Here is a 15,660-nt window from a genome sequence, read left to right on the forward strand (position 1 = left end):
CTACGGACCGCCGGGCAGTTTCTGGGAAGGCTGAAAAACGAAAAACCCTGACCAGATAGGGGACTGGTCAGGGTTTTGGGGTACCGGGAGGCGAGGTTGGGAATGCCAAAGACCCACCCCAACTCAGGCACCGAAAAACGACCAGGAGGCAGATTCCTGATCGGGAAATTTACTACTCGGCCTCGTGCAAAGCCTGTGCCGAAAGTATGAAAATTGATCTGTATAACAGCGCTTTCCACCCAGCTTTTGACAGCTATTTAAGCGCCTTACTGTTCAGGTTGGCTAGAACTTTAACCCTACCGAGGCCAGGAAGTTACGGGTAGCCTGGGGGAAGTACCAGTTGAAGGTCTGTTGCTGGCCATCGGGGCCGGGGTAGCCATAGGTGTAGCCGTTGGCCACGTAGCGGCGGTTAAGCACATTGTTGAGCAACAGGCCCAGCTCGATTTCCTTCATGAACTGCGGCCGAACGGTGTAGCGGGCCCGGAAATCCAGCACCTGGTAGGGCTTGATGCGCCGGTCTTCGCTGGTGGAGTTATCGAGATACTGGCGGCTCACGGTTTTGTAGAGCAGGGCCAGGCGCAGCCCCCGCACTGGCTGCCCCTCCAGGGTGTGCGCCGACACTACGGAGGGCGAGTAGGAAATGGTAGTGGTGCGCCCCTCCGCGGCCGTAATGGGGTTGTAGTTGGCATCGTAGGTTACCTCCCGAAAATCCTGGATGCGGTTGCGGCTGAGCGTGAGGGTACTGCTCAGGCTGAGCTTGTCGTTGGCGGAGGCAAAGCCGGTCAGTTCCACGCCGGTGCGGTAACTGCGCGGGGCATTGGTGCGCAGGGCCGTGCCCACATCGTTGAGCTGGCCGGTGGCAACCAGCTGGTCGCGGTACTTCATGTAGAAGTAGTTGGCCTCAAAGCGCAGGGCCGTGACCGGACCAAACAAGGAGGTAGCCGGCAACGTGAGCCGGTAGCCCCCTTCGACATCCTGCAGGTACTCGGCCTTGGCGCTTTGGTCGCCGACCGGGCGGTCCGTGAAGTCGGAGCGGACGGGCTCGCGCTGGCCCACGGCGTAGCTAGCGTAGAGCTGCTGCCCCGCGGCCAGGGTAACTGTGGCACCCAACTTAGGGTTGAAGAACAGGTACTTGGCGCGGGTAGTCACGTCGTTCTGGTCGTCTTCTACCCCATCAATGGTATACCGGATGCGCCGCACCTGCAGGTCGCCGTACACGCCCAGGATGGGCAACACCTGCCAGGTAGCGCGGGCGTAGGCGTTGTAGTCCGTTTTAACGGCGTCGTTAAAGTAGTACCGCTGGCGAATGCTGCCGTTGGAGGCGTACTGCGCCCAGATAACTTCGCCGTAGTGGTCGTTGGTGAAGCGGTTCCAGGCCCCGCCCAAGGTAGCCTGCAGCTTGCCTTCGCGAGGCTGATAGTTCAGAGCGAAGGTGCCGCCGTAGAAGTAGTTATCCAGCCACTTGCGGTCCACTAGGTTGCTGCGTTTGATGGTGGTATCGCCCAGCACCACGTTTTGCAGGCCATAGTCAACTAGCTTGCGGTTGGCGCGGTAGCTTTCGTAGTAGCCGAAGCCCCGCGTTAGGTGCAGGGCCGCGCCCAGGTTCCAGTCTTCACCCAAGCCCTGGGAAAGATGGAGCTGGTAGTGGTTCTGCTGGTAATTATCGGTCTGGTTGTCGTAGGTGTAGTAGCTGTAGCGGCGGCCTTCACGCAGGACTCGCTCCGCGTCGGCGGTGCTCAGTTCCCCGTTGTCAATGTACTGCTGCAGCAGGGCTCGGTCGCCGGTAATGGCAGGCTCGGGCACGCCGTTCCAAGCCTGATAAGTTTTCTCGCGGCCCGAGAAAGTAATGAACTTGAGCAACGTGCTTTTGCCCTGGTAGCCGGCCGAGAGGTAGTACGACTTCATGTCGGAGGCGCCGCGCTTCACGTAGCCATCAGAGGCTATGCGCGAGAGGCGGCCATCGACGGTGAAATGCCCGCCGAGCAGGCCCGTACCGAACGATACGTTGTTGCGCCAGGTGTTAAAGGAGCCAAACGTGTTCTGGGTTTCGGCGTAGGCTTCGCGGCGGTTATCGAGGGTAGAGATGTTGAGGCTGGCCCCGAAAGCTGCCCCGCCATTCTGGCTGGTACCTACCCCCCGCTGCACCTGAATGCTACTGATAGATGAAGCCAGATCCGGCAGGTTCACCAGAAACGAGCCATGCGACTCGGCATCGTTCAGGGGCACGCCGTTGATGGTCATGTTGATGCCCGTGTTGCTGGTGCCCCGGATGCGAATGTCGGTGTAGCCTACCCCCGCCCCGGCGTCGGAAGTCACGACCACCGAGGGGGTCTGGTCCAGCAGGTAAGGTAAATCCTGCCCGAAATTGCGTTTCTGCAGGTCCTGGCGGCCCAAGTTGGTGTAAGCGGTGGCAGTACGGTCGTTGGCACGGGAGGCTGTTACCAGGGCCTCACCAATGGCTACGCCCCCCGGTTGCAGGGCCAGCGCCAAGCGCTGTTCCGCTGCTTGCCCCTGCAGGTTTTGCACCAGGGCCTCGTAGCCCAGGTAGGTTACGCGCAGCTCGTGGAGGCCGGCGGGCACAGCGGGCAGGGTGAAAGTGCCGGCCGCAGTGGTAGCGGCGCTGGGGGTGCCATCCAGCAGGATGGTAGCGCCGGGCAGGGGCGTGCCGGTGCGCGCATCTGTAACGGTGCCGGACACGGGACCTTGCGCCCATGCCGTGCCGGATAGCGCCAGCAGCGCTGCTCCGGTGAGTAAAGAATTTTTCAACGGTGAAAAATGGAAAAAATGGAACGGACCCGGTGCCAGGGGTCGGCACCTCAGGTTTTTCGTTCGCGGATCGTTTGTTCCCTTCGCCGGCATTACCCGGGCAGGTTCAATGGGTATGATCTCAGCCGCGCGCTACTAGCGTGGCACCCCTAAAACTTCTGGGCCAAAGGTACACCGGAAGTTTTGAGTTTTGCGCTACGCCCAGATAATCTAGTTATAAATCAAGAGCCAAACAGTACTTTATCTCTTGACAATCAAGTAAATTAGATGGTAGCATGCTAGGCCTCACAAAATGATGGCTTGGGAAAACAACCCGCCCCGCACCTCCGTTTCTGTTGTAGCTGCTGCCGTTTTCGTGAGTCCCGTTGTTGAACTTTTGCTCTCTCCGCCATGACCATCACCAGCCTCCTTTACCTGCTCGTGGTACTTGTGTTCACCGGGCTTTTGTTGGTACTACCCCGCCGCCGCACCCGGCACCCCCCGGCCCCCGACAATGACGATGACGGTGGCGAACCGCTCGACGACGGACTACCTGATTTCGACCTGCCTCCCGGCATTTCCCGTCCTATCAATGACTGGGAGCCCGACTACAACCGCCCCCGGGTACCCCTGGAATTCTAGCTTGCCGCTCACAAAACAGCCGGGCCCCGTGACACTATCTGGTCACGGGGCCCGGCTGTTAGTGTATGGTTATCGAACGGCTACAGGCTCTTGGCCATACGCACGTACGGAATGGTGCCGCGGTAGAAACGGTTGCCTTCGGGCTCTAGGCCAAAGGCCCGATAAAAGTTCTCGTTCACGGCGCGGGCGTCGCACCAGATGCGCTGAGCCCCTTTCTCGCGGGCTTCATCTAGCACGCGGCGCAGCAGCTGGGAGCCAATGCCCTGGCCCTGGCAGTCGGGGCGGGTAGCGAATTTACGGAAGCGGGCCACGTTGCCGTCAATAAACAGGGAAATGACGGAAACCAGCTTGCCGTTGCGGAAGGCCCCGTAGTGGTGGCCCTGCTCGTCCTGGTTCAGCTTTACGTAGTCGATGGACTCTTGGGGCCACAGCACGGTGTGGCGAAGCGGGTAGGTATCGGCCGCCTGAATGGGGCGGATGGTAATCTCGGAGGTCATGCTTAGGTTACTCAACGGTGATGCTGTAGGAGGTTGAAAACTGCTGGCCGGGCCGCAAAGTCAGGATGCCTTCTTTGTCGGCCAGCTCCGGGGAGCCGGTGGTGGAGCTGGCAATGCCCTGCCAGGGCTCGATGCACACGAAGGGAGCTCCGGGACCTTTGGTCCAGAGACCGAGGTAGGGAAACCCGTCGAAGCGGACCCGCACGGCGCGACCGGAGCGGCGGCTGCGCAGGGTAAGGTGAGAAAAGTCGAAGTGCTTCAGCACCAGCGCATCCTGGGCGAATAGCTCGTAACTGAGCGGCAACACTTGCTGGTGTTGCAGTAGGGGCTCACTCTGTCCCGTTAGCAGGCCCCCATCCAGAAGGTAGCGCTCGGCGGTGGTTGGCTGGTCGAACACGAAGTCGTAGTCCTCGAAGCTTTCTCCCTCTACCAGCGGGCACCGAAAGGCCGGGTGGGCTCCTATGCTAAAGAGCATTTCCTCGTGACCGGGGTTTTCGACTTCCCAGCCCACGGTCAGTTGAGCGCCAGCCAGCCGGTAGGTAATGCGCAGCACAAAATCGAAGGGAAAGCGCGTTTTGCTTTCCTCGGTAGCGTGCAGCTCAAAGGCAACGGCCGTACCCGAGTGCTGCTGCACCCGAAACTCCTGGTCGCGGGCGAAGCCGTGCTGACTGAGGCTGTAGCGGCTTCCCTGGTGGGTGTACTCGTCCTGGGGTAGGCGCCCGACGATGGGAAAAAGCACCGGGGCGTGGCGGTTCCAGAAGGCTGGGTCGGCCGGCCAGATGTACTCCAGATTCGCCAGATCTTTCCGAACAAAGCTGCTGAGCTCGGCGCCGTGGGCGTTGAGGCCCACACGGCACTGCTCGTTTTCAAGGTAATACGTCATGCAAATACGAATCGCGGGATACCGGAGAGGGAACGAGGTAGCACAACGAAATTTTCAGAGAAAGGGTATCGTTTCGTCGGGGGGCGGGCCGGCAAGGTAGGCCGAGTCGGCCGCCGCCGGCCGGCGGTGGGACAGCAGCGCATCGACGTGAAAACAGGCCGCTTCTAACCGCTGACTGGGCGTACCGCTGATTTCGGCAAAGTTCGAAAATTGCTCGCGGAGTTCCCGCTGGTAGAGGTCGTAGAAGTACTGGCGGTGGTTGGGGTGCTCCCGCAACGGGTCTGGCTCCCAGGGCAAATCCACGCCTAGCAGCAACACCAAGCTGTACTGCTGCACTTGCACCTGCCGCTGAATCCAATCGGGGCAATGCCCAAAGGCGTGCTCCGACCAGATTTTTATCACCAGCAAATCGGTGTCACAAAAGATAATGGGCTGGCCTAAGCGGGCGGCGGCAGCGGCGGCAGCGGCCTCCGCTGCCAACTGGCCGCGGGCTATTTCCTCCAGGTCGGCCAGGGTGTAGTTCGGCCCGCGCTCTTCCAGGTAGTGGCGGGCATACTCCGGGGCCCATACCGTGTGGTAGTGTTCAGCCAGCAGGCGGCTCAGGGTAGTTTTTCCCGTCGATTCGGGGCCGGTCAGCGCAACTCGCAGCATGATCAGGCGGCTTGAAGTTCGGCAGCCTGCTGGCGCTGGTAGGCGCGGTGCCATTGCAGATAGCCGTACACAGCCAGTCCCAAATACAGCGCATACAAGGCGCTAGTGGGATAAAGCTGTTTAGACCACAGAATGGGCACGTAGATAATATCCACTACTACCCACAACCACCAGTTTTCAAGCCGCTTACGCATCAGTAAAAATTGCGCGGCCAGGCTGCCGGCAGTAGTCAGACTGTCCCAATACGGCACGGAGTCCTTGGTGTAGTGGGCCAGGTAGTAGCCAAAGCCCGCGGTGAATGCCGGGATGAACACGGCGCACAGCAGCCACTCGGGCCGGGTAGTGCGCGAGACGTGCAGCTCGGTCCGGCTGCGGCCCCCGTACAGCCACTCATACCACCCGTACACGCTCAGCCCAATGAACATAATCTGCAGCAGACTGTCGGCGTACAGGTCCTGGCGGTAGTAAACTACGATGTAGAGCGCGCAGCTGAAGATGGCAACGGGGAAATTCCAGATAACCTCCCGGGCCGCCAGCCACACGCACGCGAAGCCCGTAAGCACGGCAACCCATTCCAGCGGACTACCGCCGGCAGCGGCGGTCCAGAACTCATATAAGGGCTCCAACACAGAAAGACAACGGAAAGAAGGGGTTATGGCCGCGCCGGGTAGCCGCCCGACGGAAACGGCCAAAGCTAACGAGCATTAGGGTAATTTTGTGGCTTGTCAGGCATTTTCTCTCTTTACGACCGGTTGTTATGCTGCCCGAAATTACCCCCGAAGACCTACAAGCCCGCCTCCAGGGCGGCCAGGATGTGCAGCTGATTGATGTGCGCCAGCCGGAAGAGTTTACGTATTGCCGCATTGAGGGCAGCGTATTAATTCCGTTGGGCGAGTTGGCCAGCCGGGCCGAGGAAATTGACCCCGACCGGCCCACCGTGCTGATTTGCCACCACGGCGTGCGCTCCATGCAGGCCCTAGCCTATCTGCAACACCGCCACGAGCTTACTAACCTACTAAACCTGCGTGGCGGCATTCACGCCTGGAGCCTGCGGGTAGACCCCACGGTGGCCGTGTACTAATCATCCGAAGCCAATAGCAACCGCCCACCGTGCACTTCCCCGCCCTTCCCATTCTGGATGCCCTGCCTGAGCTGCTTCGCACGCTTGACAGCTCCAGCGTAGCCGTATTGCAGGCCCCGCCCGGAGCCGGCAAAACCACCCTGGTGCCCCTGGCTTTACTAGAAGCCGCGTGGCGCGAAGACGGCCGCATCCTGGTGCTGGAACCGCGGCGGCTGGCGGCGCGGGCAGCCGCTACCCGCATGGCGCAGCTATTGGGCGAGCCGGTGGGCCAAACCGTGGGCTACCGCATGCGGCTGGAAAGCAAAGTATCGGCCCGGACGCGAATTGAGGTAGTAACGGAAGTGATTCTGACCCGCCAGCTCCAGGACGACCCAGCCCTGGAAGGCGTAGCCGCCGTGCTGTTCGATGAGTTTCACGAGCGCAGCCTGCAGGCTGACTTAGGCCTCGCCCTGGCCCTGGACGCCCAAAGCGTGCTGCGCCCAGACCTGCGGATTCTGGTAATGTCGGCCACGCTGGATGCCGACCGGCTAGGTGCTTGGCTAGGCGCCCCGGTAGTGCGCAGTTTGGGCCGCATGTTTCCCGTTGATACTCACTACCTGAGTCCGCAGCGCGCGGCTACCGTGTCGCGCCGGCCCCACGAGAAGCTCCAGGACCTGACGCCGGCCATCATCCGGGAAGCCTTGCAGCAACACGCTACCGGCGACGTGCTCGTGTTTCTGCCCGGCCTAGCTGACCAGCGCCGGGTAGCCGACAAGCTGGCTTCCTTACCCGAGCACATAGACGTGCACATGCTGCACGGCGAGCTGCCCGCTGAGCAGCAGGACGCCGCCCTGCGCCCGGCCCTGGCAGGGCGGCGCAAAGTAGTGCTGGCCACCAGCATTGCCGAAACCAGTCTGACCATAGAAGGCGTTACGATTGTAGTGGATGGGGGCTACGCCCGGGTGCCCCGCTTCGAGCCACGCACCGGCCTCACTACCCTCGGCACCGAGCCCGTAAGCCAAGCCGCCGCCGACCAGCGCCGGGGCCGGGCCGGCCGCTTGGGTCCGGGCACCTGCTACCGCCTCTGGACCGAAGCCGAGTACCGGGAATTACCTCACCACTTGGCCCCAGAAATCCTCACCGCCGACCTCAGCCCCCTCGCTTTGGAACTGGCGCTTTGGGGTGCCCGCGACGCTACGGCCCTGCGGTGGTTGGATGCGCCGCCCGCCCCAGCTTTAGCCCAGGCCCGCGACCTGCTACTACGGTTGCAAGCTTTAACGGCCGAGGGTTACCCAACAGCCCACGGCCGTGCGCTGGCGGGCCTAGGCCTAGCTCCGCGTTTGGCTCACTTGGTGGTGCGGGGGCAAGAAGTCGGGCATGGGGCTACGGCTTGCGCCCTGGCGGCTTTGCTAACGGAGCGCGACATTCTGCGCCCCGCCGACGGCACGTTTGGTCCGCCTGATTTACGCCTGCGCCTCGAAGCGCTGGCAACGGGCCGGGCTCCACTTCCGGGCTTGGTGCCAGATGCGGCAGCTGTGCGGCGGGTGCGGGAAGCAGCGGCCGTACTGCGCTACCGCGCGGGAGCCAAAGGTGAAATCCAGCCGGATGCAGCCGGGCTGCTGGCAGCCTTCGCCTACCCCGACCGCCTCGCTCAACGCGAAACGCCCGAGCGGGTGCGCCTACTCAGCGGGCAGCGGGCTACGTTACCGGCTGAGTTTTTTGGGCAGCAGGACGTGTTTTTTGCCGTGGCGGCCCTTGACGGGGTTGCCGCCCAGCCCCGGGCAAGCCTAGCTGCCCCCTTGAGCAAAGCCGAGCTGGAACAGTATTTCGAGCCGCAGATAGACACGCGCGAGGAAGTACGCTGGGACGAAGCAGCGGGACGCGTCACGGCGCGGCGGCTGCGGCGGCTGGGAGCCCTAGTGCTAGCCGATACGACCCTTCCCAACCCCGCGCCCGAGTTGCTTACGGCCGCTCTGCTGGGTGCCATTCGGGAAGGCGGGGTGGCGCGCCTGCCCTGGAGCGAAGCCGCCGCCCAGCTGCGGGAACGGCTGGCTTTTCTGCACCATATCTTTCCCGAAAACTGGCCCGACGTTTCGGATGCCGCGCTGCTGGAAAGCCTGGAAGAGTGGCTGGGGCCTTACCTGACGGGGGTGAAAAGCTGGGCGGAGTTAGGCCGCGTTAACTTCGGGGAGGCCCTGCTGGGTTTGCTACCCGGCGGCTGGGGCCAGCGTCAGGAGCTGGAACGGCTGGCTCCTGCCCACCTGGAAGTACCCACCGGCTCCCGCATCCGCCTAGACTATACTGACCCCGCCGCACCGGTGCTGGCGGTGCGCTTGCAGGAGGTATTCGGGCTGCTGGACACGCCTACGGTGGCGGGCGGGCGCGTACCTCTCACCTTGCACCTGCTTTCTCCCGGCTACCGCCCCGCCCAGGTCACGCGCGATTTGCGCAGCTTCTGGACCAGCAGCTACTTCGAGGTGCGCAAGGAGCTGCGCGGCCGCTACCCCAAGCACTACTGGCCTGAAAACCCCTTGGAAGCCCAGGCCATTCGGGGCACGAAAAAGCAGAACGGGCTGTAGGCCGGACGTTTCGTTGCGCCTAAATAAGTGGGCTGAAATCGAGAGTAAAGCACCAGCTGCTACGCCCTAGTTATCGGGGAGGCGGTTAAGGGGTGCGGCGCCCTGAGTTGTCTTGTGGGCACTGGCCTTCGTGGCCGGTTCTTTCGTAGCCACCCCTTCTTTTTTATAGCATGCAGAAAAAAGTTACCCTAGCCGCCTTGAGTGCTTGGGCCTGTTTGTCGGCGCACGTGGGCGCGGCGCAGGACACCACCAACTGGCGAGTATACGTGGAGGCCGGACCCAAAATCACCCAGTTCCGCACCATGTCGTACTCCGGCAGCGAGGATGCCCAACCCGAGATGCGGGACACGTACTCCGGCTTCGTTGATGTGAAAGCCTTTAAGCCGCTTTCCAACCGCGTGGTGCTGTCCGGCACTGTGGGCGTGGATATGCAGCTGCTGAACTTTCGCACTGGGTACCAGGAAAGCTTCCCGGCTCCCGGCATCACCAGCTACTCCCGGGAACACATCAGCCGCCTGCTCACCCGGGCCCGCCTCGATTGGGGCATCCATTACCAGTTTAATTTGGGTGAATCGGGTCATCTGCTGCCGGGTGTTTCCTTCGGCCAAATGATTAACCTCAGCAAAAACGGCTACAGCTACAGCTTTATCCAACCCGGCCTGTACTTCACCAACGACCGGCTCCTACTGTCTTTCACCGCTTCCGACACGCCCTACAACGTGTTAATTCCGGAAGCCTCCAAGTTCGAGAGCACCTACCGGGGTAGGCTCATCAGGAGCGAATCGGAATTTCGGGTGCGGGAGTTGCAGCTTAGCGTCGGGGCGAAATTTTAGCTCCTCCCTTCTTCTACTCAAAAGGCCGGCTACCCCAGGGTAGTCGGCCTTTTGTTTTACTGCGTTGTTCAAGGGGCTATTCCCCAGCCGGGTAGTCGGCGGAGTCCCCGAGGTCGGCAACTTGCTCCAACTCTTTCACTAGGGTGGTAAACTTGTCGCGGGCACCTTTCACGGCGGCTTTGCCCAGAGGCAGATGCAAGGGCGGGTTTTCCTGGCGCACGAGGTCGAACATGATGCGGGCGGCGCGCTGGGGGTCGCCGGGCTGGCGGCCGCTGTAGCTCTGGATGCCCTTCAGATTCTCGCCCACGGTGGCGCGGTAGTCCTCAATGGCCGTGTCAACGAAGGAGGCGGAGCGAGCGGCCCAGTCGGTGCGGAAGCCGCTGGGCTCAATGTTGGTTACCTTAATACCCAGCGGGCCTACCTGCTGGGCCAGGCTTTCGCCCAGCGCCTCCAGGGCAAACTTGCTGGCGTTGTACACGCCTACCCCCGGGAAGGTCTTCAAGCCGCCAATGCTGGTGATGTTAAGAATGTGGCCGCTTTTCCACTCGCGCAGGTGGGGCAACACCGCCCGCAGCACCCGCAGGGGCCCGAATACATTGACCTCAAACTGGCGCTGCACCTCGGCATCGTCAATTTCCTCGATGCTGCCCAAGGAGCCGTAACCCGCGTTGTTCACTACCACATCAAGCTGGCCGAAGTGCTGAATGGCAGCCTGCACGGCCTGCTGCACCTGTTGCTCATTTACCACGTCGCAGATAAAGCCGCGGCCGTTTGCGCCAGCCTTTTTGGTGAATTCATCGGCCTGGGCCTGCTGGCGGAAGGTAGCGGCTACGTTGTCGCCTTGGCTGAGGCAGTAATCGGCCAGTTCTTTGCCGAAACCGGTGCTGACGCCGGTAATAAACCAGGTTTTGGTGGTTGCCATGGATAGGGAGGAATGGTGAAGGATGCTGGCCCCGAAACAGGCCAGCTAGCTGGTGTAACCCTGAAAGTGGCCGTGGGGTTTTGCCGAATGGCCCCTGTTCCGGCGCCCGGCCCGAAACGGATCGTAACAGAACGGCAACACGAAAAGAGCAGGTAAAAACCGGAAACTCAATTATTCGCCGTAATTTTACCTGGCAATAAGCGGAACCTAACCTTCTTGTTGCCATGGCCGACTACGCTGCCAAAATTGCCTTCGAGGCGCTTACCTACGACGACGTCCTGCTCCTGCCCGGGTACTCCGAAACCCTGCCCCGCGACGCCGACCCCAGCTCCCAGCTCACCCGCAACATCCGCCTCAAGCTGCCGTTCGTTTCGGCGGCTATGGACACCGTGACGGAGGCCGAAATGGCCATTGCCATGGCCCAGGAAGGGGGCATCGGCATGATTCACAAGAACATGAGCATCAAGGCTCAGGCCGAGTTGGTACGGCGCGTGAAGCGTTCCGAGAGCGGCATGATTCTGGACCCGTTCACGCTGGAAGAGCACGCTACCCTGGCCGACGCCAAGCAGCTAATGCGCCACAACAACATTGGCGGCATTCCGATTGTAGACGACCAGCGCCGCCTGAAGGGCATCCTGACCAACCGCGACCTGCGCTTCGAGAAAGACATGACCCGCTCCGTCTCCGAAGTCATGACCCGCGACAACCTGGTAACGGCCAACGCCGGCACCGACCAGGCCCTGGCCGAAGATATTCTGCAGGATTCCAAAGTGGAGAAGCTGCCGGTGGTTGACACCGAAGGGCGCTTGGTAGGTCTCATTACCTACAAAGACATCCGAAAGCGCCGCCGCACGCCCAACGCCTGCAAGGACGAGTTTGGCCGCCTGCGCGTGGGCGCCGCCGTGGGCGTGACGCCGGATTTGCTGGACCGCATTGCCGCCTTAGTAGAAGCCGGCGTAGACGTAGTAAGCGTGGATACCGCCCACGGCCACAGCAAGGGCGTACTGGATGCCGTGCGCAGCATCAAAGCTAAGTTTCCGAAGCTCGAAGTTATTGCCGGCAACGTAGCCACTGCCGAAGGTGCCCGCGCCCTGGCCGACGCCGGCGCTGATGCCGTGAAAGTAGGCGTGGGTCCTGGCTCCATCTGCACCACCCGCATCATTGCCGGCATTGGCGTGCCCCAGCTGTCGGCCGTGCTGGAAGCGGCCCGCGGCCTGGAAGGTACCGGCGTGCCGCTCATTGCTGACGGCGGCATCAAGTACTCCGGCGACGTAGTGAAGGCCCTGGCGGCCGGCGCCGGCACCATCATGATTGGCTCCCTGCTGGCTGGCACCGAAGAAGCCCCCGGTGAGGTTACCCTGTTCGAAGGTCGCAAGTACAAGAGCTACCGCGGTATGGGCTCGGTAGAAGCCATGGAAGAAGGCTCCAAGGACCGTTACTTCCAGGATGCTGAAGACGACGTGAAAAAGCTGGTGCCAGAAGGCATTGTGGGCCGCGTGCCGTACAAAGGACTCGCCGCTGAGGTGCTCTACCAACTGGCCGGCGGCCTGCGCGCCGGCATGGGTTACTGCGGCGCTGCCACCATTGAGGCCCTGCAAACTGCTCGCTTCGTGCGTATTACCGGGGCGGGCCTCCGCGAGTCGCACCCCCACGACGTGCAGATTACCCGTGAAGCTCCTAACTATAGCAGCCGGTAAGTTTTCCTTGCGTTTGCCCCTTTAAGACCGCACAAAAGAAGCCGGCCGCCTGGTAGCAGTCGGCTTTTTTTGCGCGGTTCCGTAAGAGGGGCCATTGGCTAAATGCAGCGGGCAAGCGTATCTTTTCAAGCGCACCGCGTATCTTGGGCATCCATTTGCTTTCCTCTCCGGCCCCTGAATACTAGTACTCCCACCTACATGTCGTTTGCCCGGAAGCTGAATTCTCTTCTGCTACCCTTTTCTATTCTGAGCTGGCTAGGGCTGTTGGCTTGCGCGCTGCTGTACGCGCATCCAACCTTGTTGGGGCAGGCGGTGGCACTACCTGGCTGGCTGCTGTTGCTGCTGCAAGCCATCTTCACGGCCGCCATTTTCCTGCAGGAGCGGGCAGTAACTGACCGCCTCCGGGGCCTGGACTTTATTGGGCTGTTGCGTCGTTTAGTGCTAGGTCCGGGGTTGCTGGCTACGGCCTGCGTGGGCCTGCACTTGCTCCAACAGCTTATCCGTCAGAACCTGCCCAACACCAGTTCATTAGCTTTCACGGCAATTTATACCGTGAACATTGGCTTGTTCGTGGTACTACTGGCCCGCACGAATTACGTCTGGCGCTCCTTGGTGCTGTTCCGCTCCTCGGCCCGGCTTCGGACGCTCTGGACCTGGTTTGAAGTTTTGCTGGGTGCTACGTTGCTGCTGCGGCTGTTCACCTGGACCCCGCCTTTTGGGCTCGACACAGCGCTGCTGGGCGTTATGGCCGCGTTTGGTGCCTACATCAGCAGCCACCAGAAATGGGTAGCCTACCTCAGTCGCCGCCAGAAGCTAGAGGCTGTGCTGCTGCAACTGGCCGTTATTCTGAGCATGGGGGTGTTTGTGTTTTATTTCCTGCACACCCTGCAAGATCCGCAGCTGATTGCGCCCGGTACCCAGCACGAGTTTCTGATTCTCAATGCCTTTTCTGCCAGCTTCTTTGCTATAATGGGCCTGCTGGTTACGTTTTTTAACCTGCCCACGGCGGGCGTATTTGAGCAGAAGCGGGAAGAAATTCTGAGCCTGCAACGCCTCACCCAACTGATTCAGCGCGGACAGAATGCCGAGGAAGTGTACCGCATGTTCTTTGATTCGGCTATCCAAACGGTGGAAGCCGATGCCGCGTGGCTGGAGCTGGACAGCACCGAGGAGGAATACGTGGGTCAGCACTACCACATTGCCCCTGAGCAGGCCCAGGGCATTCGTCACCTGCTTATCGATTACAACCTGGGGCACATTGAGTACCTCAACAATGATCTGCCCAACAGCAGTGGCTTCCGGAATTTGGAGCTACCCTTCGGTTCTCTCATTGTGATGCCCCTGCGCTCCAGCAAGCGGCAGTACGGCTCCTTGTACATGCTGAAGTCTTCTACTCAAGGCTTCGACCGGGAAAACCAGAGCATCCTGCAAACCTTCGCCAGCCAGACCGTACTCAGCATTGAGAACCTGCAGCTGGTACAGGCTTCCTTGGACACCCAACGGGTACAGGATGAGTTGAAGATTGCTTCGGCGGTGCAGGACAGCCTGATTCCGAAGAACTTACCGATTGACAACTGGTTTGAAATTAGTTCCCACGCCTTAGCGGCCACGGAAGTAGGCGGCGACTTCTACGATTTCTTGCACTTACCTGGTCGGCGTTTGGCCGTGCTTATCGGCGACGTATCTGGCAAAGGGGTAACGGCTGCTTTTCACGTGGCCCAGATGAAAGGTATTTTCCATGCCCTCATGCAGGAAAACCCTTTGGCCCGCAACGAGCGGGAGAAATTTCCGGTGCCGAGCAAATTCATGGCCCAGGCTAACAATGCCCTGGCCCGCTGCCTAGAGAAGGCAGCCTTCATCACGGCCTCGCTCTACATCATTGACTATGAGCACGGTGGCTTTGTGTTTGCACGAGCTGGCCACTGCCACACGTTGTACTACCACTCCATTAAAGAAGAGGTTTCCTACTTCCGTACGGCCGGCCTGGGCTTGGGCATTATCCGGCACGACGGGTACGAGAAGTACATCAAAAACCAGTTTTACGACTACAACCCCGGCGACGTCATGGTCATTTACACCGACGGGATTGTGGAAGCCCGGGGCAACGACCAAGAGGAGTATGGAGAGGAGCGCTTACAGCAAATGTTAGAGCGCACCTACTACCTGGATGCCGACCAGATTAAGGAACAGATCCTCACCGATTTAAACGAGTTCAGCCGGGGCCAACCCATGCACGACGACCAAACCTTATTGGTTATTAAGTTCAAAGCGTCCCAACCCGAACCCAGCCTTTAACGTAGCACGGAGGTATGAAAATAACTCAACAATCAACCGAAAATACTCTTACCCTGAGCCTGGACGGGGAGTTGGATGCCAGCTCGTCCGTAGTTCTTGATACTGAGCTTAATAAGGCTGAAATTCTAGACAACCAGAAAGTACTGATTGACTGCCGCCGGCTCAACTACATTTCCTCGGCCGGTTTAGGCGTATTTATTTCTCATCTGCAGCGTTTCCAAGATGCAGGCGTCAAGCTGGTGTTTTTCAACATGCAGGAGAAGGTGCACAACGTTTTTGAAATTCTAGGACTTGATTCGCTGATGACGATTGTACCGTCGGAGGCTGAAGCTACTGCTATTTAGTCGCTCATCTGAGCAACCGAGGGGAATGGAACACGCAATCCGAATCAGCTGCACACGCCGCAACCTTAAGGTGGTGCGTGATTTCGTGAGCGACTTTTTACTCCGTTACCATCTCTCTGACTTGCTGGTCAACCAGATTATTCTGGCCGTGGATGAGGTAGTAGCCAACCTGATTATTCACGGCAATGGCGAAGACGAGTCGCAGTTTTTGGATGTACGTATTGCGGTAGTAAATAAAGAGTTTGGCATCGAAATCGAGGACACGAATCTGACGTCATACTCCCCCGCCAGCTACCACGAACCCGATTTGCAGGAGTACGTGCGTATTGGCAAAAAAGGCGGAGTAGGTATGATGTTGGTTAACCGCATTATGGACCGGGTGGAGTTTACCACCCACGCCGGTCATAATCTGTGCCGGCTGTACAAGAAACTTGGTTAAGGACTCGTTAGAGTCTGGTAATCAGAAAAGCACTCCGTGCGCGGAGTGCTTTTTTTATGGCCCATCCGAGCGG

14 protein-coding genes and 1 riboswitch are annotated in these 15,660 nt (G+C 60.2%); of the genes, 8 read left to right on the top strand and 6 right to left on the bottom strand.

Translation table 11 applies throughout. The annotated features are described in order from the left end of the window. Positions 1 to 282 precede the first annotated feature (282 nt). Positions 283 to 2,766: a TonB-dependent receptor gene (locus MWH26_RS14310; RefSeq protein ID WP_247974821.1), complete on the bottom strand. Its 2,484-nt coding sequence runs from the start codon at positions 2,764 to 2,766 to the stop codon at positions 283 to 285. Positions 2,767 to 2,826: 60 nt separating this feature from the next. Beyond that, a riboswitch (TPP riboswitch) is annotated at positions 2,827 to 2,927 on the bottom strand. Between the two features lie 229 nt (positions 2,928 to 3,156). Here MWH26_RS14310 and MWH26_RS14315 point away from each other — a divergent pair. Beyond that, positions 3,157 to 3,387, top strand: coding sequence for a hypothetical protein (locus tag MWH26_RS14315; protein ID WP_247974822.1), 231 nt, complete (start codon positions 3,157 to 3,159; stop codon positions 3,385 to 3,387). An 80-nt stretch (positions 3,388 to 3,467) separates the two neighbouring features. Here MWH26_RS14315 and MWH26_RS14320 read toward each other — a convergent pair whose 3' ends face one another. Genes MWH26_RS14320 through pnuC form a run of 4 tightly spaced genes read right to left on the bottom strand, consistent with a single transcriptional unit; the run spans position 3,468 to position 6,047 of the window. Next, positions 3,468 to 3,884: a GNAT family N-acetyltransferase gene (locus MWH26_RS14320; RefSeq protein ID WP_244697287.1), complete on the bottom strand. Its 417-nt coding sequence runs from the start codon at positions 3,882 to 3,884 to the stop codon at positions 3,468 to 3,470. 7 nt (positions 3,885 to 3,891) lie between these two features. Beyond that, complete coding sequence (locus MWH26_RS14325) at positions 3,892 to 4,767, bottom strand: aldose 1-epimerase family protein (RefSeq protein WP_247974823.1); 876 nt, start codon at positions 4,765 to 4,767, stop codon at positions 3,892 to 3,894. Between the two features lie 54 nt (positions 4,768 to 4,821). Continuing rightward, complete coding sequence (locus tag MWH26_RS14330) at positions 4,822 to 5,418, bottom strand: AAA family ATPase (RefSeq protein WP_247974824.1); 597 nt, start codon at positions 5,416 to 5,418, stop codon at positions 4,822 to 4,824. A gap of 2 nt (positions 5,419 to 5,420) precedes the next feature. Then, a complete protein-coding gene (gene pnuC, locus MWH26_RS14335) occupies positions 5,421 to 6,047 on the bottom strand; it encodes a nicotinamide riboside transporter PnuC (RefSeq protein WP_244697290.1) in 627 nt (208 codons plus the stop codon). 128 nt (positions 6,048 to 6,175) lie between these two features. Here pnuC and MWH26_RS14340 point away from each other — a divergent pair, with 128 nt between their 5' ends. The 3 genes from MWH26_RS14340 to MWH26_RS14350 all read left to right on the top strand — a co-directional run bounded on the left by MWH26_RS14340 (position 6,176) and on the right by MWH26_RS14350 (position 9,890). Next, the gene (locus MWH26_RS14340) at positions 6,176 to 6,499 is read left to right on the top strand and encodes a rhodanese-like domain-containing protein (RefSeq protein WP_247974825.1); all 324 of its coding nucleotides are present in this window, start codon (positions 6,176 to 6,178) and stop codon (positions 6,497 to 6,499) included. Between the two features lie 29 nt (positions 6,500 to 6,528). After that, a complete protein-coding gene (gene hrpB, locus MWH26_RS14345; RefSeq protein WP_247974826.1) occupies positions 6,529 to 9,057 on the top strand; it encodes an ATP-dependent helicase HrpB in 2,529 nt (842 codons plus the stop codon). Positions 9,058 to 9,227: 170 nt separating this feature from the next. Further along, positions 9,228 to 9,890, top strand: coding sequence for a hypothetical protein (locus MWH26_RS14350; protein WP_247974827.1), 663 nt, complete (start codon positions 9,228 to 9,230; stop codon positions 9,888 to 9,890). Between the two features lie 76 nt (positions 9,891 to 9,966). Here MWH26_RS14350 and MWH26_RS14355 read toward each other — a convergent pair whose 3' ends face one another. Further along, on the bottom strand, positions 9,967 to 10,812 hold the full coding sequence (locus MWH26_RS14355; RefSeq protein ID WP_247974828.1) for an oxidoreductase: 846 nt from the start codon (positions 10,810 to 10,812) through the stop codon (positions 9,967 to 9,969). A gap of 224 nt (positions 10,813 to 11,036) precedes the next feature. Between MWH26_RS14355 and guaB the strand changes: the two genes are divergently transcribed. The 4 genes from guaB to MWH26_RS14375 all read left to right on the top strand — a co-directional run bounded on the left by guaB (position 11,037) and on the right by MWH26_RS14375 (position 15,587). Then, a complete protein-coding gene (gene guaB / locus MWH26_RS14360) occupies positions 11,037 to 12,509 on the top strand; it encodes an IMP dehydrogenase (protein WP_247974829.1) in 1,473 nt (490 codons plus the stop codon). A gap of 198 nt (positions 12,510 to 12,707) precedes the next feature. Next, positions 12,708 to 14,804 carry a PP2C family protein-serine/threonine phosphatase gene (locus tag MWH26_RS14365; protein WP_247974830.1) on the top strand — a complete coding sequence of 699 codons (2,097 nt, stop codon included), beginning with the start codon at positions 12,708 to 12,710 and terminating at the stop codon, positions 14,802 to 14,804. A gap of 14 nt (positions 14,805 to 14,818) precedes the next feature. Then, on the top strand, positions 14,819 to 15,148 hold the full coding sequence (locus MWH26_RS14370; protein ID WP_188556127.1) for an STAS domain-containing protein: 330 nt from the start codon (positions 14,819 to 14,821) through the stop codon (positions 15,146 to 15,148). Positions 15,149 to 15,173: 25 nt separating this feature from the next. Further along, positions 15,174 to 15,587: an ATP-binding protein gene (locus MWH26_RS14375; protein WP_244697299.1), complete on the top strand. Its 414-nt coding sequence runs from the start codon at positions 15,174 to 15,176 to the stop codon at positions 15,585 to 15,587. The last annotated feature ends 73 nt before the right edge of the window (positions 15,588 to 15,660 follow it).

Origin of the sequence: Hymenobacter sublimis (assembly GCF_023101345.1) — a bacterium.
Lineage (GTDB): Bacteria > Bacteroidota > Bacteroidia > Cytophagales > Hymenobacteraceae > Hymenobacter > Hymenobacter sublimis.

Excerpts from the sequence above, each read along its gene's own strand:
- MWH26_RS14340 (WP_247974825.1), top strand. The coding sequence starts at position 6,176 with ATGCTGCCCGAAATTACCCCCGAAGACCTACAAGCCCGCCTCCAGGGC.
- MWH26_RS14370 (WP_188556127.1), top strand. The coding sequence starts at position 14,819 with ATGAAAATAACTCAACAATCAACCGAAAATACTCTTACCCTGAGCCTG.
- MWH26_RS14325 (WP_247974823.1), bottom strand. The coding sequence starts at position 4,767 with ATGACGTATTACCTTGAAAACGAGCAGTGCCGTGTGGGCCTCAACGCC.
- MWH26_RS14330 (WP_247974824.1), bottom strand. The coding sequence starts at position 5,418 with ATGCTGCGAGTTGCGCTGACCGGCCCCGAATCGACGGGAAAAACTACC.
- MWH26_RS14315 (WP_247974822.1), top strand. The coding sequence starts at position 3,157 with ATGACCATCACCAGCCTCCTTTACCTGCTCGTGGTACTTGTGTTCACC.
- guaB (WP_247974829.1), top strand. The coding sequence starts at position 11,037 with ATGGCCGACTACGCTGCCAAAATTGCCTTCGAGGCGCTTACCTACGAC.
- MWH26_RS14355 (WP_247974828.1), bottom strand. The coding sequence starts at position 10,812 with ATGGCAACCACCAAAACCTGGTTTATTACCGGCGTCAGCACCGGTTTC.
- MWH26_RS14365 (WP_247974830.1), top strand. The coding sequence starts at position 12,708 with ATGTCGTTTGCCCGGAAGCTGAATTCTCTTCTGCTACCCTTTTCTATT.
- MWH26_RS14375 (WP_244697299.1), top strand. The coding sequence starts at position 15,174 with ATGGAACACGCAATCCGAATCAGCTGCACACGCCGCAACCTTAAGGTG.
- MWH26_RS14350 (WP_247974827.1), top strand. The coding sequence starts at position 9,228 with ATGCAGAAAAAAGTTACCCTAGCCGCCTTGAGTGCTTGGGCCTGTTTG.
- MWH26_RS14320 (WP_244697287.1), bottom strand. The coding sequence starts at position 3,884 with ATGACCTCCGAGATTACCATCCGCCCCATTCAGGCGGCCGATACCTAC.